This window comes from Phormidesmis priestleyi ULC007, from assembly GCF_003003695.1.
Lineage (GTDB): Bacteria > Cyanobacteriota > Cyanobacteriia > Leptolyngbyales > Leptolyngbyaceae > Phormidesmis_A > Phormidesmis_A priestleyi_A.
In genome coordinates, this window is the sequence record NZ_PVWG01000031.1 from 15,854 (window position 1) to 33,768 (window position 17,915).

Annotated in this window: 15 protein-coding genes; 8 read left to right on the plus strand and 7 right to left on the minus strand. The window is 48.3% G+C overall.

From position 1 onward, the window contains the following. Positions 1-128: 128 nt before the first annotated feature. The 5 genes from C7B65_RS19400 (at position 129) to C7B65_RS19420 (ending at position 8,825) form a co-directional block, all read left to right on the plus strand. Positions 129-1,814 (plus strand): ABC1 kinase family protein, encoded by a 1,686-nt coding sequence (locus C7B65_RS19400; protein WP_073074101.1) that lies wholly within the window; start codon positions 129-131, stop codon positions 1,812-1,814. 125 nt (positions 1,815-1,939) lie between these two features. Further along, positions 1,940-3,718, plus strand: a complete 1,779-nt coding sequence (locus C7B65_RS19405; RefSeq protein ID WP_073074100.1) for an ABC transporter substrate-binding protein — start codon at positions 1,940-1,942, stop codon at positions 3,716-3,718. A 113-nt stretch (positions 3,719-3,831) separates the two neighbouring features. Beyond that, positions 3,832-5,406: an alkaline phosphatase D family protein gene (locus tag C7B65_RS19410; protein WP_073074099.1), complete on the plus strand. Its 1,575-nt coding sequence runs from the start codon at positions 3,832-3,834 to the stop codon at positions 5,404-5,406. Between the two features lie 296 nt (positions 5,407-5,702). Continuing rightward, positions 5,703-7,523, plus strand: a complete 1,821-nt coding sequence (locus C7B65_RS19415; RefSeq protein WP_073074098.1) for an ABC transporter substrate-binding protein — start codon at positions 5,703-5,705, stop codon at positions 7,521-7,523. A 246-nt stretch (positions 7,524-7,769) separates the two neighbouring features. After that, positions 7,770-8,825: a SpoIID/LytB domain-containing protein gene (locus C7B65_RS19420; RefSeq protein WP_073074097.1), complete on the plus strand. Its 1,056-nt coding sequence runs from the start codon at positions 7,770-7,772 to the stop codon at positions 8,823-8,825. A gap of 37 nt (positions 8,826-8,862) precedes the next feature. On the opposite strand, the gene C7B65_RS19425 is transcribed toward C7B65_RS19420, so the two are convergent. Genes C7B65_RS19425 through C7B65_RS19430 form a run of 3 tightly spaced genes read right to left on the minus strand, consistent with a single transcriptional unit; the run spans position 8,863 to position 11,068 of the window. Beyond that, positions 8,863-9,726, minus strand: a complete 864-nt coding sequence (locus C7B65_RS19425; protein ID WP_073074096.1) for an MBL fold metallo-hydrolase — start codon at positions 9,724-9,726, stop codon at positions 8,863-8,865. Between the two features lie 37 nt (positions 9,727-9,763). Next, entirely contained in the window at positions 9,764-9,889 is a 126-nt protein-coding gene (locus tag C7B65_RS29340; RefSeq protein WP_262983558.1) for a hypothetical protein, read from the minus strand. Positions 9,890-9,937: 48 nt separating this feature from the next. Beyond that, entirely contained in the window at positions 9,938-11,068 is a 1,131-nt protein-coding gene (locus C7B65_RS19430; RefSeq protein ID WP_073074095.1) for a Gfo/Idh/MocA family protein, read from the minus strand. 311 nt (positions 11,069-11,379) lie between these two features. Between C7B65_RS19430 and C7B65_RS19435 the strand changes: the two genes are divergently transcribed. Then, positions 11,380-12,336: an NAD(P)-dependent alcohol dehydrogenase gene (locus tag C7B65_RS19435; protein WP_073074094.1), complete on the plus strand. Its 957-nt coding sequence runs from the start codon at positions 11,380-11,382 to the stop codon at positions 12,334-12,336. A gap of 438 nt (positions 12,337-12,774) precedes the next feature. Beyond that, positions 12,775-13,053 (plus strand): photosystem I reaction center subunit X, encoded by a 279-nt coding sequence (locus tag C7B65_RS19440; protein ID WP_244913245.1) that lies wholly within the window; start codon positions 12,775-12,777, stop codon positions 13,051-13,053. Between the two features lie 81 nt (positions 13,054-13,134). On the opposite strand, the gene C7B65_RS19445 is transcribed toward C7B65_RS19440, so the two are convergent. Further along, complete coding sequence (locus C7B65_RS19445) at positions 13,135-14,724, minus strand: glycoside hydrolase family 57 protein (protein ID WP_073074092.1); 1,590 nt, start codon at positions 14,722-14,724, stop codon at positions 13,135-13,137. A 157-nt stretch (positions 14,725-14,881) separates the two neighbouring features. Next, positions 14,882-16,066, minus strand: a complete 1,185-nt coding sequence (locus C7B65_RS19450) for an MFS transporter (RefSeq protein WP_073074117.1) — start codon at positions 16,064-16,066, stop codon at positions 14,882-14,884. 130 nt (positions 16,067-16,196) lie between these two features. Here C7B65_RS19450 and C7B65_RS19455 point away from each other — a divergent pair, with 130 nt between their 5' ends. Further along, a complete protein-coding gene (locus C7B65_RS19455) occupies positions 16,197-16,622 on the plus strand; it encodes a hypothetical protein (RefSeq protein ID WP_073074091.1) in 426 nt (141 codons plus the stop codon). Between the two features lie 68 nt (positions 16,623-16,690). Here C7B65_RS19455 and C7B65_RS19460 read toward each other — a convergent pair whose 3' ends face one another. Both C7B65_RS19460 and C7B65_RS19465 read right to left on the minus strand, forming a co-directional pair. Beyond that, on the minus strand, positions 16,691-17,383 hold the full coding sequence (locus C7B65_RS19460; RefSeq protein WP_073074090.1) for an SGNH/GDSL hydrolase family protein: 693 nt from the start codon (positions 17,381-17,383) through the stop codon (positions 16,691-16,693). 109 nt (positions 17,384-17,492) lie between these two features. Beyond that, entirely contained in the window at positions 17,493-17,879 is a 387-nt protein-coding gene (locus C7B65_RS19465) for a cyclic nucleotide-binding domain-containing protein (RefSeq protein ID WP_073074089.1), read from the minus strand. Between the last annotated feature and the right edge of the window lie 36 nt (positions 17,880-17,915).

The following is a 17,915-nucleotide window of genomic DNA, read 5'->3' on the forward strand; positions in this document are numbered from 1 at the left end:
CAACTTCTGAAATTCATAATTCTAATCAGAATTTCTGTTCGGATTCAATCATTTGGAATTTGTAGTCAGCGAGGATATTGAAGCTTTCTAGATTCAGGCGGGAAGACTGAGTATAATAACTTGAAGCTATGTTACAAACCATCTCACCCAAACCTCTGCGCTGGCAACAGCAAACCGATTCTCCACTAGCGCGTCAAGTGGATGTTTCGCTGTCGGCGGCTAAGTTTGGCTTTTATCTGTGGTGGGACAGTCGCATTGCAGAGCGTTCTTCAGCCCGTCGCGATCGCCGCGCTCAGTGGCTCGTGGGCACATTGCTCAATTTGGGCCCGACTTTTATTAAGATTGGGCAGGCGCTCTCGACTCGCGCAGATTTGCTGCCGATCGAATATGTCAAAGCACTCTCACAGCTTCAAGATCGCGTCCCAGAATTTAGCGCTGACCAGGCGATCGCCATCATTGAATCTGAACTAAATTGCCCCCTTCACACGCTTTATCGGGAGTTCGATCGCGTGCCTCTAGCCGCAGCAAGTTTAGGGCAAGTTCATCGCGCCAAGCTACACACAGGCGAAGAAGTCGTCGTTAAAGTGCAGCGTCCTGGACTCGACCAGTTGTTTGACTTGGATCTGAAGGTTCTTGATCGCGTTGTTCGGCTGAGTACTCGCTATTCTGCGATCGCGAGACAATACGATCTGGAGGCGATTTATCAAGAGTTTGCTGAAATTCTCTATAAAGAAGTTGACTACGTTCAAGAAGCGATGAATGCCGATCGCTTCCGTCATAACTTTGCCGATCATCCGCGAATTGTGGTGCCCAAGATTTATCCGCGCTACACCACAAAACGCGTGCTGACAATGGAATATGTGCCCGGAATCAAAGTTAACGATCGTGAGAGTTTAGAAGCGATCGGCATCGATCCAAAAGACATCAACCATCTAGGAATTTGCGCTTATCTTAAGCAGTTGCTGCAAGATGGCTTCTTTCAGGCAGATCCCCATCCTGGCAATATGGCAGTCACGATTGATGGACGACTGATCTTCTACGACTTCGGCATGATGGCAGAAGTCATGCCAATCAACCGCGATCAGATGGTAAAAACCTTCTTCGCAGTCCTCAAAAAAGATACCGACGAAGTGATCCACACCCTGATCGATATGGGTTTGATTGAGCCGATGTCAGATATGACTCCGGTGCGGCGAGTGCTGGGGTTTTTAATCGATCGCTTCACTGACAAACCCGTCGAAGTCGAAGCGTTCAACAGCTTACGCAATGAGTTGTATACGCTGTTTGAGAAGCAGCCTTTCCGACTTCCTGCCAAGATGACGTTTATCATCAAGGCGTTGACTACCCTGGATGGAGTAGCGCGTGATTTAGATCCGCAATATAACTTGCTGATTGCCGCAAAACCGTTTGTGAAGAGTCTGGTGATCACAGCACCTAAAAATCACGGCAGTGGCTTGGGTGAGTTGGCACGGCAAGCACAAAGTTTTCTGACCTATCAGATTCGCAAACCCAACTCAGCAGCCCTGGCGATTCAGCGACTCGAAGCGCGACTTGAACAGGGAGAATTGCAGATTCGAGTCCAGTCAGAGAGCGATCGCCACCTCAAAACCCTACACTTAGCGGTGAAGTCTTTAATTTACGCCTGTTTGACAGGATTTTCTGTTCTGTCAGGGGTTGTGCTGCTAGTGGGCGCTTATCAGGGGGGCGCGGTCGTCAGCTTTATTGTCGCTGGCGTTTGCGGAACTTTTTTGGTCAAATCGCTGATTCGACTCGCCTTGAGAGAACGGCTCAATTCGCTTCGCAATGCGCCATAAGCTTGACACGTCAAATTAATTTGTCCTCCATAAAATCTGTCTAGGGTGTAGAAAGGATTAAGGATGCAGTTTTCCTCCGGTATAGTAGGGCTGCTGCGACTTCTGAACTTTCTGCACACTGCCCTATGGTTTCTACGGTTTTCTCAAAAGATTTTCGGCGTTATTGGCTGTTGGGTCTGCTGGCAGTTGGGGTAGCGATCGTCCTCAGTTCTTGTAACCCTAGACTCTATCGAACCTCGGCAGCCCAAGTGCCTCAACTGGTTGATTTTACTCTCAGCGACCCGAAAAGCTTTAACTATGCGCTGATCAATGAAGACCCTAGCGTCGCCACCTTGATGTATGAGGGGCTGATCACTGAAAATGGGTTAACTGGAGCAGTCGAGCCAGCCCTAGCAGAATCGTGGAAGATCGCAGAAGACAAAAAACGCATCGAGTTCACGCTGCGTCCGGGGCTGAAATGGTCAGATGGTGAGCCGTTGACGGTGGAGGATGTACTCTTCACCTTTCAAGATATTTTCCTCAATCCTGCCATTCCGACCGATATTCAAGATGTGTTGCGGATTGGCAAAAATCGCGTCTTTCCCAGTGTGCGGAAGGTGGACGATCGTCGCATCGAATTCACCACTCCAGAGCCGTTTGCCCCGTTTTTAAGGGTATTGGGACTGGCAATTTTGCCTAAACACATTTTGCAAGAGGCGGTCAAAACCAAAGGCAGCGACGGCAATCCAGTTTTTCTCTCGACCTGGGGCACTGGAACTGACCCTAAAAAGATTATTTGCAATGGACCCTATGTGCTTGATGGCTACGCGACGAGTCAGCGAGTCATCTTTCGACGCAATCCTCACTATTGGCGCAAAGACGCTCAAGGCAATGCTCAACCTTACATTGAGCGCATTGTTTGGAGCGTGGTAGAAAATCAAAACACCGCATTGCTGCAATTTCGATCGGGCGGACAGGATATCTCAGAGCCGATTCGACCTGAAGATTTCACGCTGCTTAAGCAAGAAGAAAAGCGCGGCAAGTTTACGCTGCACATGGGAGGGCCGCGACCGATCACCACGTTTATGGCGTTTAACCTCAACCAGGGTCGGCGCAAAGGAAAACCACTCGTTGACCCGATCAAGTCTAAATGGTTTAACAACGTCAAATTTAGACAGGCAGTGGCTTATGCCATCGATCGCGACAAAATGAACAACAACATCTATCGCGGTTTGGGTGCATTAGTCGAATCGATCATTATGGAGCAAAGCCCCTATTATCAGCCGCCTCAACCAGAGAAAGCTTATGGGTTTGATCCTAAAAAATCTAAGCAACTGCTGACCGAAGCGGGCTTTAAATATGACGCAAACGGTCAGTTGTCAGATGCAGAGGGGCATCGAGTCCGCTTTAACTTAATCACCAATGCGGGAAACACGGTGCGAGAAGCCTCGATCGCGCAGATCAAACAAGACTTAGGCGCAATTGGAATGCAGGTTGACTTGACCCCGATCAACTTCAACACGATGATCGACAAGCTCGATAACACGATCGATTGGGATGCTTATTTAATGGCAATGGGTAACTCAAGAGAGCCAAATTCGGGGTCTAATATTTGGTCGCCCGAAGGGTCATCCCACAACTTTAATCAGCCGTCACTGCCTGGAAAACCGATCGAAAATCGAGTCGTCGCCGATTGGGAAGCAGAAATCGGTCGTTTGTATATTGAAGGCGCACAAGAGCTTGACGAAACCAAACGCAAAGTGATCTATGGCAAAATTCAGCAAATTGCTCATGAAAATTTGCCCTGGATTACGTTGATGAATGCGCGAGTCATGGCGGCAGTGCGCGATCGCGTCGAGGGCGTAAATTATCCTGAGTTAGGCCGTGCCTTGTGGAATATTCAAGACTTGCGAGTCGTAGATTAGGCATTACCCAGAGCTTTTCTCTGAAGGTTGAGAAAATCTTAACAAAACCTTGATTGCTCGTTAATAACGGATTGGTAGGGTTCTCTTAACTACTGAGATAACCCTATACAGTTATGAACTGGTACACTTCCTCGCGTCTATTATCGGCGGATTTGAAGCGACGTGACCTGCTTCGGGGCGCTGGTGTTCTGACAGGCATTGCGATCGCGAGTCAACTTCCGCAGCAAGTCATTGCTCAACCTCGATTTTCAGGGTATCCCTTTACGCTGGGAGTTGCCTCCGGTGATCCACTCGCTGATGGCATCGTCTTGTGGACGCGGCTTGCTCCCGATCCTCTCAAAGGAGGTGGGATGCCAAATCATAGTGTGCCCGTACGATGGCAAATTGCTACGGACGAAGGCATGAAGCGAGTCGTAAAATCTGGAACCGAACTCGCGATCGCAGAGTTTGCCCATTCCGTTCATGTAGATGTGCGCGGTCTGCAACCGGGTCGTCATTATTGGTATCGATTTAAAGCAGGCAATGAAATGAGTCCGATCGGTCGAACTCGCACAGCACCCGCCAGGAATCAGCGTCTAAATCGCTTGCGCTTTGCGTTGGTCAACTGTCAAGACTGGCAAAACGGTTACTACACCGCTTATAAGCACGTTGCAGAGGAAGATCTCGACCTAGTGGTGCATGTGGGTGACTATATTTATGAATATGGGCCCGAACCCGGAGGCCCACGTCAGCACAACAGTCCTGAAATTGTCAGCCTTGCAGATTATCGTAACCGTTACGCACTCTACAAAGGAGATCCCAACCTTCAGGCGGCTCATGCTGCATTTCCTTGGGCGGTCACTTGGGATGATCACGAAGTCGAAAACAACTACGCGGGCAATATCTCTGAAAACAACGACGCGATCGACCAATTTCTGACCCGACGAGCTGCCGCTTATCAAGCTTATTATGAACACATGCCTCTGCGTCGCTTATCGCTCCCTAACGGTTCTGATTTGCGCCTATATCGCCGATTGCAGTTTGGTGATCTGGCTCAGTTTAATATTTTAGACACTCGTCAATATCGCACGAATCAGCCCTGCGACGATGGACTCAAACCGCTTTGTGAAGCGGCACTTGATCCCAACGCGACGATGACTGGGCAGACCCAAGAGCGCTGGTTGTTTGAGGGATTGCAGCGATCGCCTGCCCGTTGGAACATCATCGCGCAACAAGTCATGTTTTCGCAGTTTGACTTTGATCCGCGCCCAGAGATGCAAGTGTTTAACACCGATCAATGGGATGGCTATGTGGCAGCCCGTGAGCGTGTGTTAGCGTTTCTTGATCGGCAACAACCCTCTAATCCGATCGTGCTGGCGGGTGACATTCACTCTAGTTGGGTTCACGATATCAAACGTGACTTTAATCGACCAGAGTCGCGGACGATCGGGACAGAGTTTGTGTCAACCTCAATTTCTTCAGGCTTTCCGACTCAGTTTATTCAGCCCGTCACGCTGGCGCTCTCTAACAACCCTCACACCAAGTTTTTTAACGGTGCTTTGCGAGGATATGTCCGGTGTGACCTAAATCGCAAGCATTGGCAAAGTGATTATCGGGTCGTTTCCACCATTCGCAAACCCGAAGCCACGATCAGCACGGTGGCATCTTTTGTTGTCGAGGATGGTAAACCGGGCGCTCAACGGGCTTAATGAAACGTGAGTTCGACGAGTTTTTTCGCTTCGTTCTCAGCGGCTTCTGCCCCCTAAATCCCCCAACTTGAGGGACTTCAAGCCAAAATTTCTGGTTCAAAGTCCCCCAAAATTGGGGGATTTAGGGGGCTTCCCGAATTCATTATCGGAGTGAACCACTTCTATCGAACTCACGTTAATGAAGTGGGGGCGGCTAGATAGCAGATGGACGAGTAGTCTGTCAAAATTGATCTCAGACTATCATCCGTGATATCTGAGATCAACATCTAGTTGCGCCCTTAATTCCTTCGTTGCCCATGATCTTCAACTTTACGTCGCAAGTCCGCTGCGAGTTTGTCAGATTTGTCAGCTTGGGAATGGCGATCGTTCTGTCGCTTGGGCTGTCAGGCTGCAATCCTCATCTGTTTAGAACTCAAGCGGCTCAGGTGCCTCAATTGGTTCTCAGCACGCTGACTGATCCCAAGACGTTTAACCCGGCGCTGATTCAAGAGTTTCCCAATATTTCGCTGTTTTGCTTTGAGGGGCTGACAAAATCAGACGGGCTGACGGGTAAGATTCAGCCAGCGTTGGCGGAGTCGTGGCAGATTTCGGAAGATCGCAAGCGCATCGTGTTCAAGCTGCGCGAAGGGTTGAAGTGGTCAGACGGACAGCCGTTGACCGCAGATGATGTGGTGTTTACGTTTGAAACGATTTTTAACCCTAAGATTCCGACCGATTGGAAGGACAGCCTGAAAGTTGGGTTGCAAGGCGCGTTTCCTACGGTGAAAAAGCTGGATGACTTGCGCGTTGAGTTCACGCTACCGGAGCCATTTGCGCCTTTGTTGAATGCCCTTTCTGGCGCACCCGATAATATTGTTATTTTGCCGAAGCACGTTCTCGGCGAGTCGGTGCGAACGATCGCAAGTGATGGCAATCCGCAGTTTCTCTCGACTTGGGGAACCAACACCGATCCTAAAACGCTGGTCGTGAATGGGGCGTATCAGATTGAGAGCTTTCTCGGTGGGCAGCGATTGGTTTATCGTCGCAATCCTTATTATTGGCGCAAAGACGCTCAGGGAAATCGGTTGCCTTATGTCGATCGGATCATTTGGCAATTTATCGAGAATGTCGATACGCAATTGCTGCGATTTCGTTCGGGCGATCTCGATGTTATGGGAGACGCGCGCCCGCTGCGTCCAGAATATTTTTCGCTGCTGAAGCGGGAAGAGCAGCGAGGAAATTTTAAGCTGAAAAATGGGGGCGCGTGGTCAGGAACGCTCTACATGGCGTTCAATCTCAATAAAGCAACTGCTAAAAATGGGAAGCCGATCGTAGACCCGATTAAGTCTCGCTGGTTCAACACTTTAGCGTTTCGTCAAGCTGTGGCGTATGCCATCGATCGCGACAAAATGAACAACAATATCTTTCGCGGATTGGGCACGATTCAAAACTCACCGATTACGGTACAAAGTCCGTTTTTTCTGTCGCCTAAAGATGGTTTAAAGACTTATGACTATAATCTGGCACGATCGCGCGAGTTACTAAAAAGTGCCGGATTTAAACCCAACACTCAAGGACAGTTGTTGGATTCGGAAGGCAATCGAGTTCGGTTTACGTTGATTACGAATGCAGGCAATAAAGTTAGAGAAGCGATCGGGGCTCAAATTAAACAAGACTTGAGCAAAATCGGCATTCAGTTAGACTTTAACCCAATCAATTTCAACACGCTGATTGACAAGACTTCGACTTCGCGAGATTGGGATGCCCACATGATCGGGTTTACCGGAGGCGTAGAACCTCACGGCGCGGCCAACCTTTGGATGAGTGGTGGCGGTTCTCACTCGTTTAATCTCAAACAGCAGGCGGGACAGCAACCGATCCAAGGATGGGAGGCAAACGACTGGGAAAAAGACATCGATCGTTTGTTCATTGAAGGCGCAAGAGAACTCGATCAGGCAAAACGCCAGAAGATTTATGCCCAGTTTCAGAAAATTGTGCAAGAACAATTGCCTGTGATCCATTTAGTTAATGACTCAGCATTGATGGTGGCCCGCGATCGCGTCCAAGGTCTAAAATATTCTGGTTTGCCCAGTTGGGGGCTTTGGAACATCGACGAACTTAGAATTAAAGAAGACTGATCGGGTTAACTGACAAAAGGGATTGTAAATTCAGTCGTGCTTGTTGACTTAAAAGCCCACCCGGAAATTAATTTCCGGGCTAACAGCAGAAGTCCCTTTCAATGGACTGAAATCCTGATTCAGTGTTCTTCAGAACACTTTCGCTATGAGCCAGGAAATTAATTTCCTGGCGGACTCGATCGCAGCGAGTCGCTACAGCTACACAGGATTCTGAATATACTCTTCAAACAAACCGAACGTAAACTTATGGCACAACAGCAGATTCTCAAGTGGTTTCAACAACGTCCCTGGTTATTGTTGCCCCTCCTGGGACTGATTCCACTTGCAGGACTGGCGTTAAATCAGCACCCAGAACAACCTGCACCTCAGGCGAGTCAAACGACTACTGCACCCTCACCGACGGCATCGGTTCCACTGCCCTCTGCTGCTAAATCTCCAAAACCAAAGGCTTCGACCTCACCTAAACCAATTGCTGTGAGTCCAATTCCTGTGAACCCGGCAACGTTTACTAAAGAGCAAGCGGCCATTAATCAACGAGCCAAGGCAGCGTTTGCGGCATCTGCGGCGACAGTAGATTCATTTATTGAGATGCAGATAGGGATTGCGATCGGGGTCAGCAGTGCAACGATCGGCTCTTCGGCAGGTGCCGATTTAATCGATGAGAAGGGGCGTTCTCTACACCAGCTATCAGCCGGAAAAGCCTATACAGCGCAAGCGGGAGGCAGCGGACTTGATTTAGGTTCGTGGCAACTTCCAGCCTTGGTTTGGGTGGAACCTGCGGAGGGAGGAGTGCTGTATTTAGGCGACAAGCCTTATCGCGGTAAGTTTTTGCTGGCTGCTCAAAAGGGACGAGTCTGGGTGGTGAACTATGTCAACTTGCGGCACTATCTGTCTAGTGTAGTGGCGAGTGAGGTGTCTCCAAGTTGGCACATGAATGCGCTTAAAGCTCAATCGGTGGCGGCTCGATCGTATGCCTTGACCTATTATTTCAAACCTGCAAACTCGCTCTATCAAATGGGTGCCGATGAATATTACCAAGTCTATAGCGGACTTGCCAAGGAAGCCGATCGCACTCAGCAAGCAGTAGATGCGACAGCAGGAGAGTTTGTGAGCTATCGCGGCGGCATTGTCGAGTCGCTCTATGCAGCGTCTGATGACATTGTGGCAGAAGCGTTTCAAGGTAAGGGAATGAGCCAGTTAGGGGCACTAAATTTAGCAGAGCATGGCTATTCTCATCATCAGATTTTGGCGAACTACTACCCTAAAACGGGCGTTGCGCGAATTGAGCAAGACCATGAGTAGTGCCGAAATTAAAACCCGTCTTACTGGGGTGAGGGTCTTAACTTTTTTGCTGCATAAGCTGCTCGGCTTGAGACCTATCAACCTGCTCGGCAAACGTTTTGAACTCAACAGCATCATGACTACAAAAGAGGCGAACATCGCGGTGATCGATCGAGAGCGCATAGAGCCGATCTTGGTTGTGGAGTCGGGCCTTACGATCCACCTCCATCATCCACTGATAGGCACGCAGTCCCGGTGTGCAGTGACGATTTGAAGCATCCATCTCGTGTCGGTAGAAATAAGCATCGCCTGCATGAAGCAGCCAACCCTCTGGTGTTTGAATGGCAACGCCTGCATGACCGTGCGTGTGTCCCGTTAGTGGAATCAGCAGAATCTCTGGCGGCAATCCATCCAGGTCGCGGACTGCTTCAAAACCAAACCAGGGTTCGCCTCCTGCCGCATAGTATTTCCAGCTTTTGACTTCATCCCACTGCTTTGGGCGATAACGCCGACTCGCGACGAAGCCCTGACGATCGCGGGCTGTCTCAACTTCAGTTTGCATCACATGCACGGTTGCTTCCGGGAAATCTTCTAGACCGCCTGCATGGTCGAAATCGAGGTGGGTTAGCACAATGTGTTGCACGTCGCTGGGGGAAAATCCAAGCTGTTTAATCTGTTCGATCGCCGTATATTTGCGATCGAACTGGATGTTATTAAACTTCACAAAAAACGGACTGAGCCGTGAATAAGGCGACTGGACATCACACAATCCGAAACCAGTATCAACTAGAACAAGCCCTTGGCTCGTCTCGATCAGCAGGCAGTGGCAGACGAGGTGAGAAAATAAGCTACGGCTGAAGCCGTCGAAAAGTGACCCACCGATCGGACACATGCAGCCACAGTTGAGATGATGAATGTGCATAAGTGATTTTCAAGAAACGATGTCTTGTTCTAGTCCGTTACTTGTTGGCTGAACCTGGCTGATTCAGCTTGCGGCTCATCTCAGACGTAACCGTATCGGGCAAGACGCTACCGATCGCGCCCTGAACTTTTGTCATCAGCGATTCTGCTAGAACACTATTCACGATCGTTGACTCCCTTGTTTGTATTTTTACTTCAAATCGCTGATTAAATTACGACTTGCCAGAAGGGTCAGCCGCATGAACCAGCTCAGGCTGCTCTTGAACAGGAGGACGCTCGATCGTCTGGTCGGCAGTGGGGCGTTGCTGACGATCGGGAGTATCAAGTTTCACAAAACTACCTGTCTCGATCGAACGGTAAAGCGCCCGAATAATTTGAACATCAATCAGCCCTTCCTGACCTGACGGCTCTGGCTCTTTGTTCTGCAAAATGCAGTCGGAGAAATAGACAAATTCAGCAGCAATCTGATCATGCGGTGCAAACGATCGCTCCTGCTTCTCACCGTCGATCGTCAGAGTATGCTTGATTTCGCCTTGAGTGCCATAAGCCGAATCAACCCGCAAATCACCCTTTGTGCCAACAACTTGATAGGTAGCAACCCTTCCACCTCCAAAGCTAACGGTAAACGCTGCCAGTCGATCGTCTGGAAAGCGCAGAATCGCACTCGTCATCTCATCAACTTCGCTGAAGCGTTCCTCACCATTGTTGGCGCTGGTTGCAAACACCTCGATCGGCTCATCCTGGAACAAATAGCGAACGGCATTAATGCAGTAAACGCCAACATCATCCAGAGTGCCGCCACCCTTATCTTTCTCAAGGCGAATGTTGCCTGCTACCGTTTGTTGAGTAAACACCGAGTTGAAGATGCGCGGTTCGCCTATTTTGCCCGATCGCACCGTTTCTACTGCCTGCAAGTTGGCTTCTTCTAAATGCAGGCGGTAAGCAATCATCAGCTTCACGTGATTGTCCTTAGCAGCCTGAATCATCGCTTCACACTCATCTACGGTGACTGCCATCGGCTTTTCGCACAAGATATGAACCCCTGCGTTAGCAGCCCGCACGGTATACTCACGATGCAGATGATTTGGCAAGGCAATATAAACGGCATCTACTTCACCACTGTTGAGACAGTCTTCATATTGCTCGTAGGAGTAAGTTCGTTGAATGTTGTATTGCTTACCCAGCTCGTCTCGTTTTGTGGGGTCGTCTGAGACGATCGCGACCAGTTCAGAATTCTCGGCATGGTCAAATGAGGGCAACGCGGCGGCTTGAGCAAACCAACCTAACCCAACAACGGCGTAACGAATTTTGCGGCTAGCAGAAGCGTTCTGATTGGCTGCCATACTGAATGTGCTCACAGTTTACGTGTTTATCCTAAGCAGCCAAAGATATCTTCTCATCTCACTTTTGAAGGATACTGGTTGATGAGTTAAAGCGAGAAAAGCTGTGCTTAGGAATACATAAGATGAATGAGTGGTTGAATGGTCTACTTGACTATTGGATGAATCAGCGCTATCTCTAACGATCGATAGAGTTGCATTTGGAGAAATACAAACAGTATGAAAGAGTCCTAGATTCTGATGAAAGGTGTTGAAAGGACGGGCAACTGCCTATTCTCACTACGGGCAACATTCAGAACAAGCTTGGAAATAGTATGAAAGCCGCCGTTATCTATAGCTATGGTGCACCTGATGTGTTGCAGGTTGCAGACGTAGAGCAACCCCAGATTAAGCCCGACCAACTGCTGGTTAAAGTATATGCCAGCAGTATCAATCCAGTTGAATGGAAAATGCGAAAGGGAATACTCAAAATTCTCACGGGCAGCAAGTTTCCAATGATCTTGGGGTTTGACGTATCCGGTGAGGTGATTGAAACGGGTAGTCAGGTGACTCAATTCAAGCCCGGAGATTTGATTTATGCTCGACTAGATCAACTAACCGGAGGAGCCTACGCTGAGTATGCAGCAGTTTCTGAAAAAGTAGCGGCTCTGAAACCGTCTAATGCGACTCACGAGCAGGCGGCAGCGGTTCCTCTGGCGGCAATGACGGCTTTACAAGCGCTACGGGATCAAGGGCAGCTTGAAGTCGGGCAGAAGGTATTGATCAATGGGGCATCGGGTGGTGTTGGCACATTTGCTGTTCAGATTGCCAAGGTGTTAGGAGCCGGGGAGGTTACAGGCGTTTGTGGCAACAAAAATATAGATCTCGTCCAGAGTTTGGGCGCAGACCGCGTGATTGACTACACTCAGCAAGATTTCACTCAGGACTCAGCGAAGTACGACATTGTATTTGATGTGATTGGCAACCGTTCTTTGTCCGACTGCAAATCGGTCTTGCGATCGCAGGGTGTATACATCACAACACAGCCGTATCCTGGCAATTTTCTCCAGAGTTTTTTTACGTCTCTGTTGCCAGGTCAGAAATACAAAGTGATTTTGCTCAAATCCAACAGTGCAGATTTGTCCTATTTAAAAGAGCAAATTGAAGCAGGCAAAGTTCGATCGGTGATCGATCGCACTTATCCCCTATCCGAGATCGCGGCTGCTCACGCTTACAGTGAAAGCGAACGGACTGTTGGCAAAGTTGTGATTACGATCGCACAGCCAATCTAACCCTCTGTAATAAGGGAGATTGAACAAGGTTTGCTTGAATATAATCAACATCAAGTTCACCTTGATTTTAGGTTGCAACACGAGCGAAATATAAACCCAGTCTTATGAAAGATAGCTCAACTATACCCGTTGGTCTCTTGGGAGAGAGTCTAACTCAATGGCTCAAAGTAGACTACTCGTAGCTTGTTTGTCGGACAGGAACGTTCCATCGTCTCGGTGTCTACCAATTTATAACAACAAATGCTCACCCGACTTCTGATTGCACGATCGCAACTCCCAAAGAGGAAGTGGTGTAATTAAGAGAACATCTCTAGAATTAGTCCAACGTCGAAAAATCTCTCGATAGTTAGAGTTAAAGTCTTACATCAGGAGGAGGTTGAATCTGAGCGATCGCGGAAAAATGATGAGGAACTACAGATGCGAAGGAGAGAAATTCCTGTGATCAGTTCTCTATTTTTTGTTGCTCAATTTGCGATTCCTGGCACCGAGCTTTGGCACTGGGAAGGAACTCCGGTCATAATCGGAGCTTGTCTGCTTGTTTTATTAATTGCTAGCCGCACCATTAAATATCCCCATACGGGAGCTAAAATGCCTCTGCCTTTCTCAAAATCGCTGTTTAACGACATTAGCGTTGCAGGATTTTTAGCTTCGATGAGTTTTGGGCATATTTTAGGTTTCTTAGCAACGTTAGCGCTAGCAAACACAGTAGCGCGATAGAAATCATCGGTTAGTGATTAGCAGTATTTGTTTTGAAGATGCTTTGTCTAATCGCTAACCGTGATCTGAAGAGTTTGTAGATTAGAGCGGACGGTAAACGCGGTAGTTGATGTCGGGAAAGATGTTATCGATCGCTTCGACTTTCTCAATCCAACCCGAATCGATTTTGCCCTGATTGATGTCTTCATAGAGTTTGTTGAAGCGCATCAGGTGCGATCGAGTTCGTCTAATCGCATAAGGAACCATTGTTCCCGTTCGCATAATAAACGCCCAGTCAGACGATTGTGCTAACAGCAGTTCTCGCGCCGCTTGATTGAGCGCCCGCCAGCTTAACGCGTCTTCAGGCTCTTTTTTAGAGAGTTCGATCATCCGTTCTGCGGCTTTGTGCAAGTGTGGATAGATCCAGGCATTGGTTTCGTTGAGCCAATACTCATGAAAGCCTTTGTAGCCCCAACTCGACTGAGACGGACGGCAAACTTGTTGAGTGGGTTCTGCTTTTAGATAGTCGGCTAAGTGCGTCATATCATAAGTGCCTTGGTCAAACCACGACTTGCGGAACAAATGGTCAATAAACCACGGGCCTTCATACCACCAATGCCCAAATAGCTCGGCATCATAGGGCGACACAATGATCGGCCGACGCTGCATCATGTTGTGGAGATGCTCGACTTGCCGCTCTCTATTGTAGGCAAAGTTTGCGGCGTGTTCGGCCGTCTTTTCTTTTGCCCAGTAGGGATCGTAGAGTTGTTTGTCAGACAGCCCTAACCCTTTACCCGTGATCTTGTGATATTTGATGCCCACATTCTTACGCTGACCGTTAGGCATGACATAAGGCTTGATATAGTCATATTCAGCATCCCAGCCTAAATCGCGGTAAAACTCTCGATATTCGGCGGCACCGGGGTAGCCAACTTCAGATGACCAGACTTGCTGCGAGGACTCCTGATCGCGACCAAAGGCGGCGACTCCTGCTTCGGTAAAGATCGGGGCGTAGGTGCCAAACCGAGGGCGCGGACGGGCGTAGAGAATGCCGTGCCCGTCGGTGAGGAAGTAGCGCAACCCGGCATCTGCTAATAAGCGATCGACTCCTTCGTAATAGGCGCATTCTGGCAACCAAATGCCGTTAGCAGGACGATCGAAGGTCTGCTCATAATGTTCACAGGCAACTTGAATCTGTGCCCACACCGCTTGGGGATACATCTTCATTAAGGGCAGATAACCGTGAGTCGCGCCACAGGTCATGATCTCCAAGTTGCCACTATCGAGGTATTGCTTAAAGGCTTTAACGAGGTTGCGATCGTATTTCTCCCAAAAGACACGCGCCGCGTTAAATTCTCTCGCATTGTGTTCTGCCAGATATTTCATGTGCCCATTTTGGGCGTGGCGAGCGATTTCCATCTCGGCGAGTTCTTCAAGCTGCGCGAGGTGTGCATCATAGCGGTCTTGCAAAAGCGGATCGAGCAACATTGACACTAGTGGCGGAGTCATGCTCATGGTGAGTTTGAAATCTACACCATCGCGAATTAAACCCTCAAAGACTTGCAGCAGAGGAATGTATGTTTCAGTAATAGCTTCATAAAGCCATTCTTCCTCTAGCACATAATCACTTTCGGGGTGACGAACGAAGGGCAAGTGGGCGTGCAAGACGAGGGCAACATATCCAATGCTCATAAGACTTTCGGGTGTAGAGGTTGAAAAACTGGGAAGAGTTGCCAAAATTGTAAAGCAAAATTGAGGACGAAAATTATTCTGTGGGGATCAGGTTCGGCAAATATTCCCGTTTGTTTCAGCTTCTCTTGCTCTAAGTCATATTGACTATGACTTAATATTATTCGTTCACGATCGCTGCATATCGTCGGCGCGTCACGATCGCAAACACTAATACGATCGAGGTGAGAACCCCCGCCAAATACAAAGGATAACGATAAGTAGTCGGATCGGCTTGATTGACCATCAGTCCAGCGATTACCGGCCCGATCGCATTTGAGATACTTAAATAAGATGAATTAATTCCCATCACCGTACCTTGATCTTGAGAATTTGAATTTAGAGAGATCAATGTATTGATCATTGGCTGAACTAAAGAGTTAAACAGAGAAAAGAGAATGCTAACGATCACAAAATAAGTAATGTTTGCCCAAATCGACATTAAGACAAACGATAAGCTGCGAATGAACAAGGCAAACAACAAGATGTTCACTAGGTTGAATTTGCGATTAAGCACTGATACTCCCCAAGTTTGCATGATCACTCCCAACACGCCAAACATAAAAAACATCATCGTGAGAGCACGATTGTCTTGATTGAGTACATGCAAAAAATAAGGCTGAAAGGCATAAGTAAAGATCGTGAAGGTTGTGCCAATAAAAAAGTTAATGATCAGCAGAATGCTCACTCTAGGAATAGTCAATCCTTTGATTAGATTTTCTAAACCGAGATCAAAGATATTGTGCGATCGCTCGGCTTTGTGTTGCAGCGTTTCGGGCAAAAAGAAGAGTGTGATCAATAGCGCGATGAACGCGATCGCGCCTGATACCAAAAAAGCTGCTCCGAGTGAAATCTGTTGAGCAAACAAACTGATCGCGGGGCCTAACACAAACCCTAAACCAAAGGCTGCCCCAAAGATTCCGAAGCCTTTAGCGCGGTCAGCAGGCGTTGTCACATCCGAGATGATGGCTTGAGCAACCGATGCGTTTCCTCCCGTAATGCCGTCTAGAAATCGGGCAATAAACAAAATGCTTGCTGTAGTCGCAGTGCCTGCGATCAGATTAGCGATTACCGTTCCTGCCAGACTGATGATTAAAAGTGGCTTGCGCCCGAAGCGATCGGAGAGTTTGCCAATAATCGGTGTTGCAAAAAATTGGGCGATCGCATAAATCGAAAACAACAAACTCGTTTGAAAATCATTTAAACCAAATTGTCTGCCATATAAATAAAGAACGGGAATCAGAATCGTCAAGCTAAGCGCATTAATAAACGCAACGAGAGCCGTAATCCAAAAAGTTCGATTCATTTCAACCATCGTCAGGGCGGTCTAATTAATCTCGACTAAAGCAATCCATGTGTGCCAGACAACACGGAGAAACAAATCACCAGTGATACGTTAACTAAAGACCTATGAAAACCTAAACAAGTCTTCAGTAATGCGTATCAAGCTGCTATTGATGGGAATGCTTTTGTCGAGTTTTGTCGCCCCAGCTTACGCTGAGACAAAGCAGCTAGACTATACTCTCACGTCTGCTGCCAACCAATCTTTTAGCGGGCTAATTGAGCAAGCAGAATTGCTGGCAGAACGGCTAGCCAAACAAGGCTTTGCCAACCCTTCAACAACAGTCGTTGAAATGAGAATCTTAGCAGAGCGCGAAGGACTCACTGCCCCGATTCTCTATGTACGAGTGACGCGTGCTGAGTGGCAAAAACAGCCCAAGCTCCGTGCCATCACTTATTTGCGAGGGGTCGATCGCTTACTGGGTTTCAGTCCTCAAAACTCTCAGCCGCCAGTCTTTCCATCGGCAACCGTCAGTTTTGCTTCATCCCAAAGTGAGCCAAACTACTATGATAATCCTTGAATCATACCCATTTGATTTGTGGACGTGACAGAGCAACGGAGAGCACGGCAATGCCCTGCCCCTCTTGATTAATTAAGAATGGCTAGGACAATTCTCTTATAGATTTTTTGACCTTTTTCGTTTAGGTGAACTCCGTCGAAGGTCAGGTCTTGTCTGAGGCTACGATCGTCAAACAATGGATCAATTTCATCAGTGACAAGCCCAACATTCTCAACGTCGGCAACTTCTCGAATTAAGGCGTTGATTTCTTCGACTCGCTCAACGGTGCCTGCAACATTAGGGTTACGGCTGGCTTCAACCGTCGAATAAAAAGCAGGAACGACCGTAATTTGGCTGGCTCCCATCGATCGCGTCAGCAAAATAATGCGTTCGAGATTGCTGACAAATTCGTCATTGCGAATCGAATACCAGGCATCGTTTGTGCCGATCGCGATCATCACATTTTGGCACTGCACATTTGCGGCTTTAAGAGTTTTTAGCTGTTCTAGCAGCGACACGGTGCTTAAGCCGCCCATCGCAAAATTAGCGGTCTCTTTGCCCAATGGGTTGCCTAACCCCGACGAAATCGAATCTCCAAACAGACAGCCGTGAAATCGCCGCCTCTGACTAGATTGCGCTTGGGCTTTTACCTTCGATCGCCACCAGTCTAACTCGCCGAGTTTGTCTGGCTTCATCTGGGCGATCGAGACTTGATTTAGCAGACCAAACAGCCCAATCAGCGGCAGCATTGTCAGCAAACTAGTCTTGAAATTCTTAATCATAGCGAGTCGATAGAGAAGAGTCAGAAAGCTTGCGTCATAATACCTGAACGAGTAGGACTTTAGAAAGTTCCGATCGGATAAATTTAGCAGCTTCAAACGTCAAACTTTTCTAAACGATCAGCTTTTCAACGAGACTCCGCACGAGGCGATTTAACCGCTCAGAATAGCTTTTCATCACTTCTAGCGCAAAGAACGGGGTTTCTTGAACCACAAAAAGAAATCGTTTTTCATCCAAGAACGCGAGTTTGCAGTCGGTTTGCGCGATCGCTGTATAGGTTCTGACACTCGAACTCACAAGAGCGCCGATGCCAAACACGCCACCAGGAACGATCGTTTCTACAATCTTGCCATTCACCGATAGCGCAATCTCCCCTTCGAGAACGCCGTACATCAAATCTCCAGGCTCTCCTTCTTTAAAAACAGCCTGCCCTGCTGAAAAGGATTGAGGGTCAGGCTGTCTCTGAAAAATGATCAGGGTTCTAACGGGGTCTAGCATAGGTGCGTCCAAACGGTGCAAAAGCCATTGGGTAGT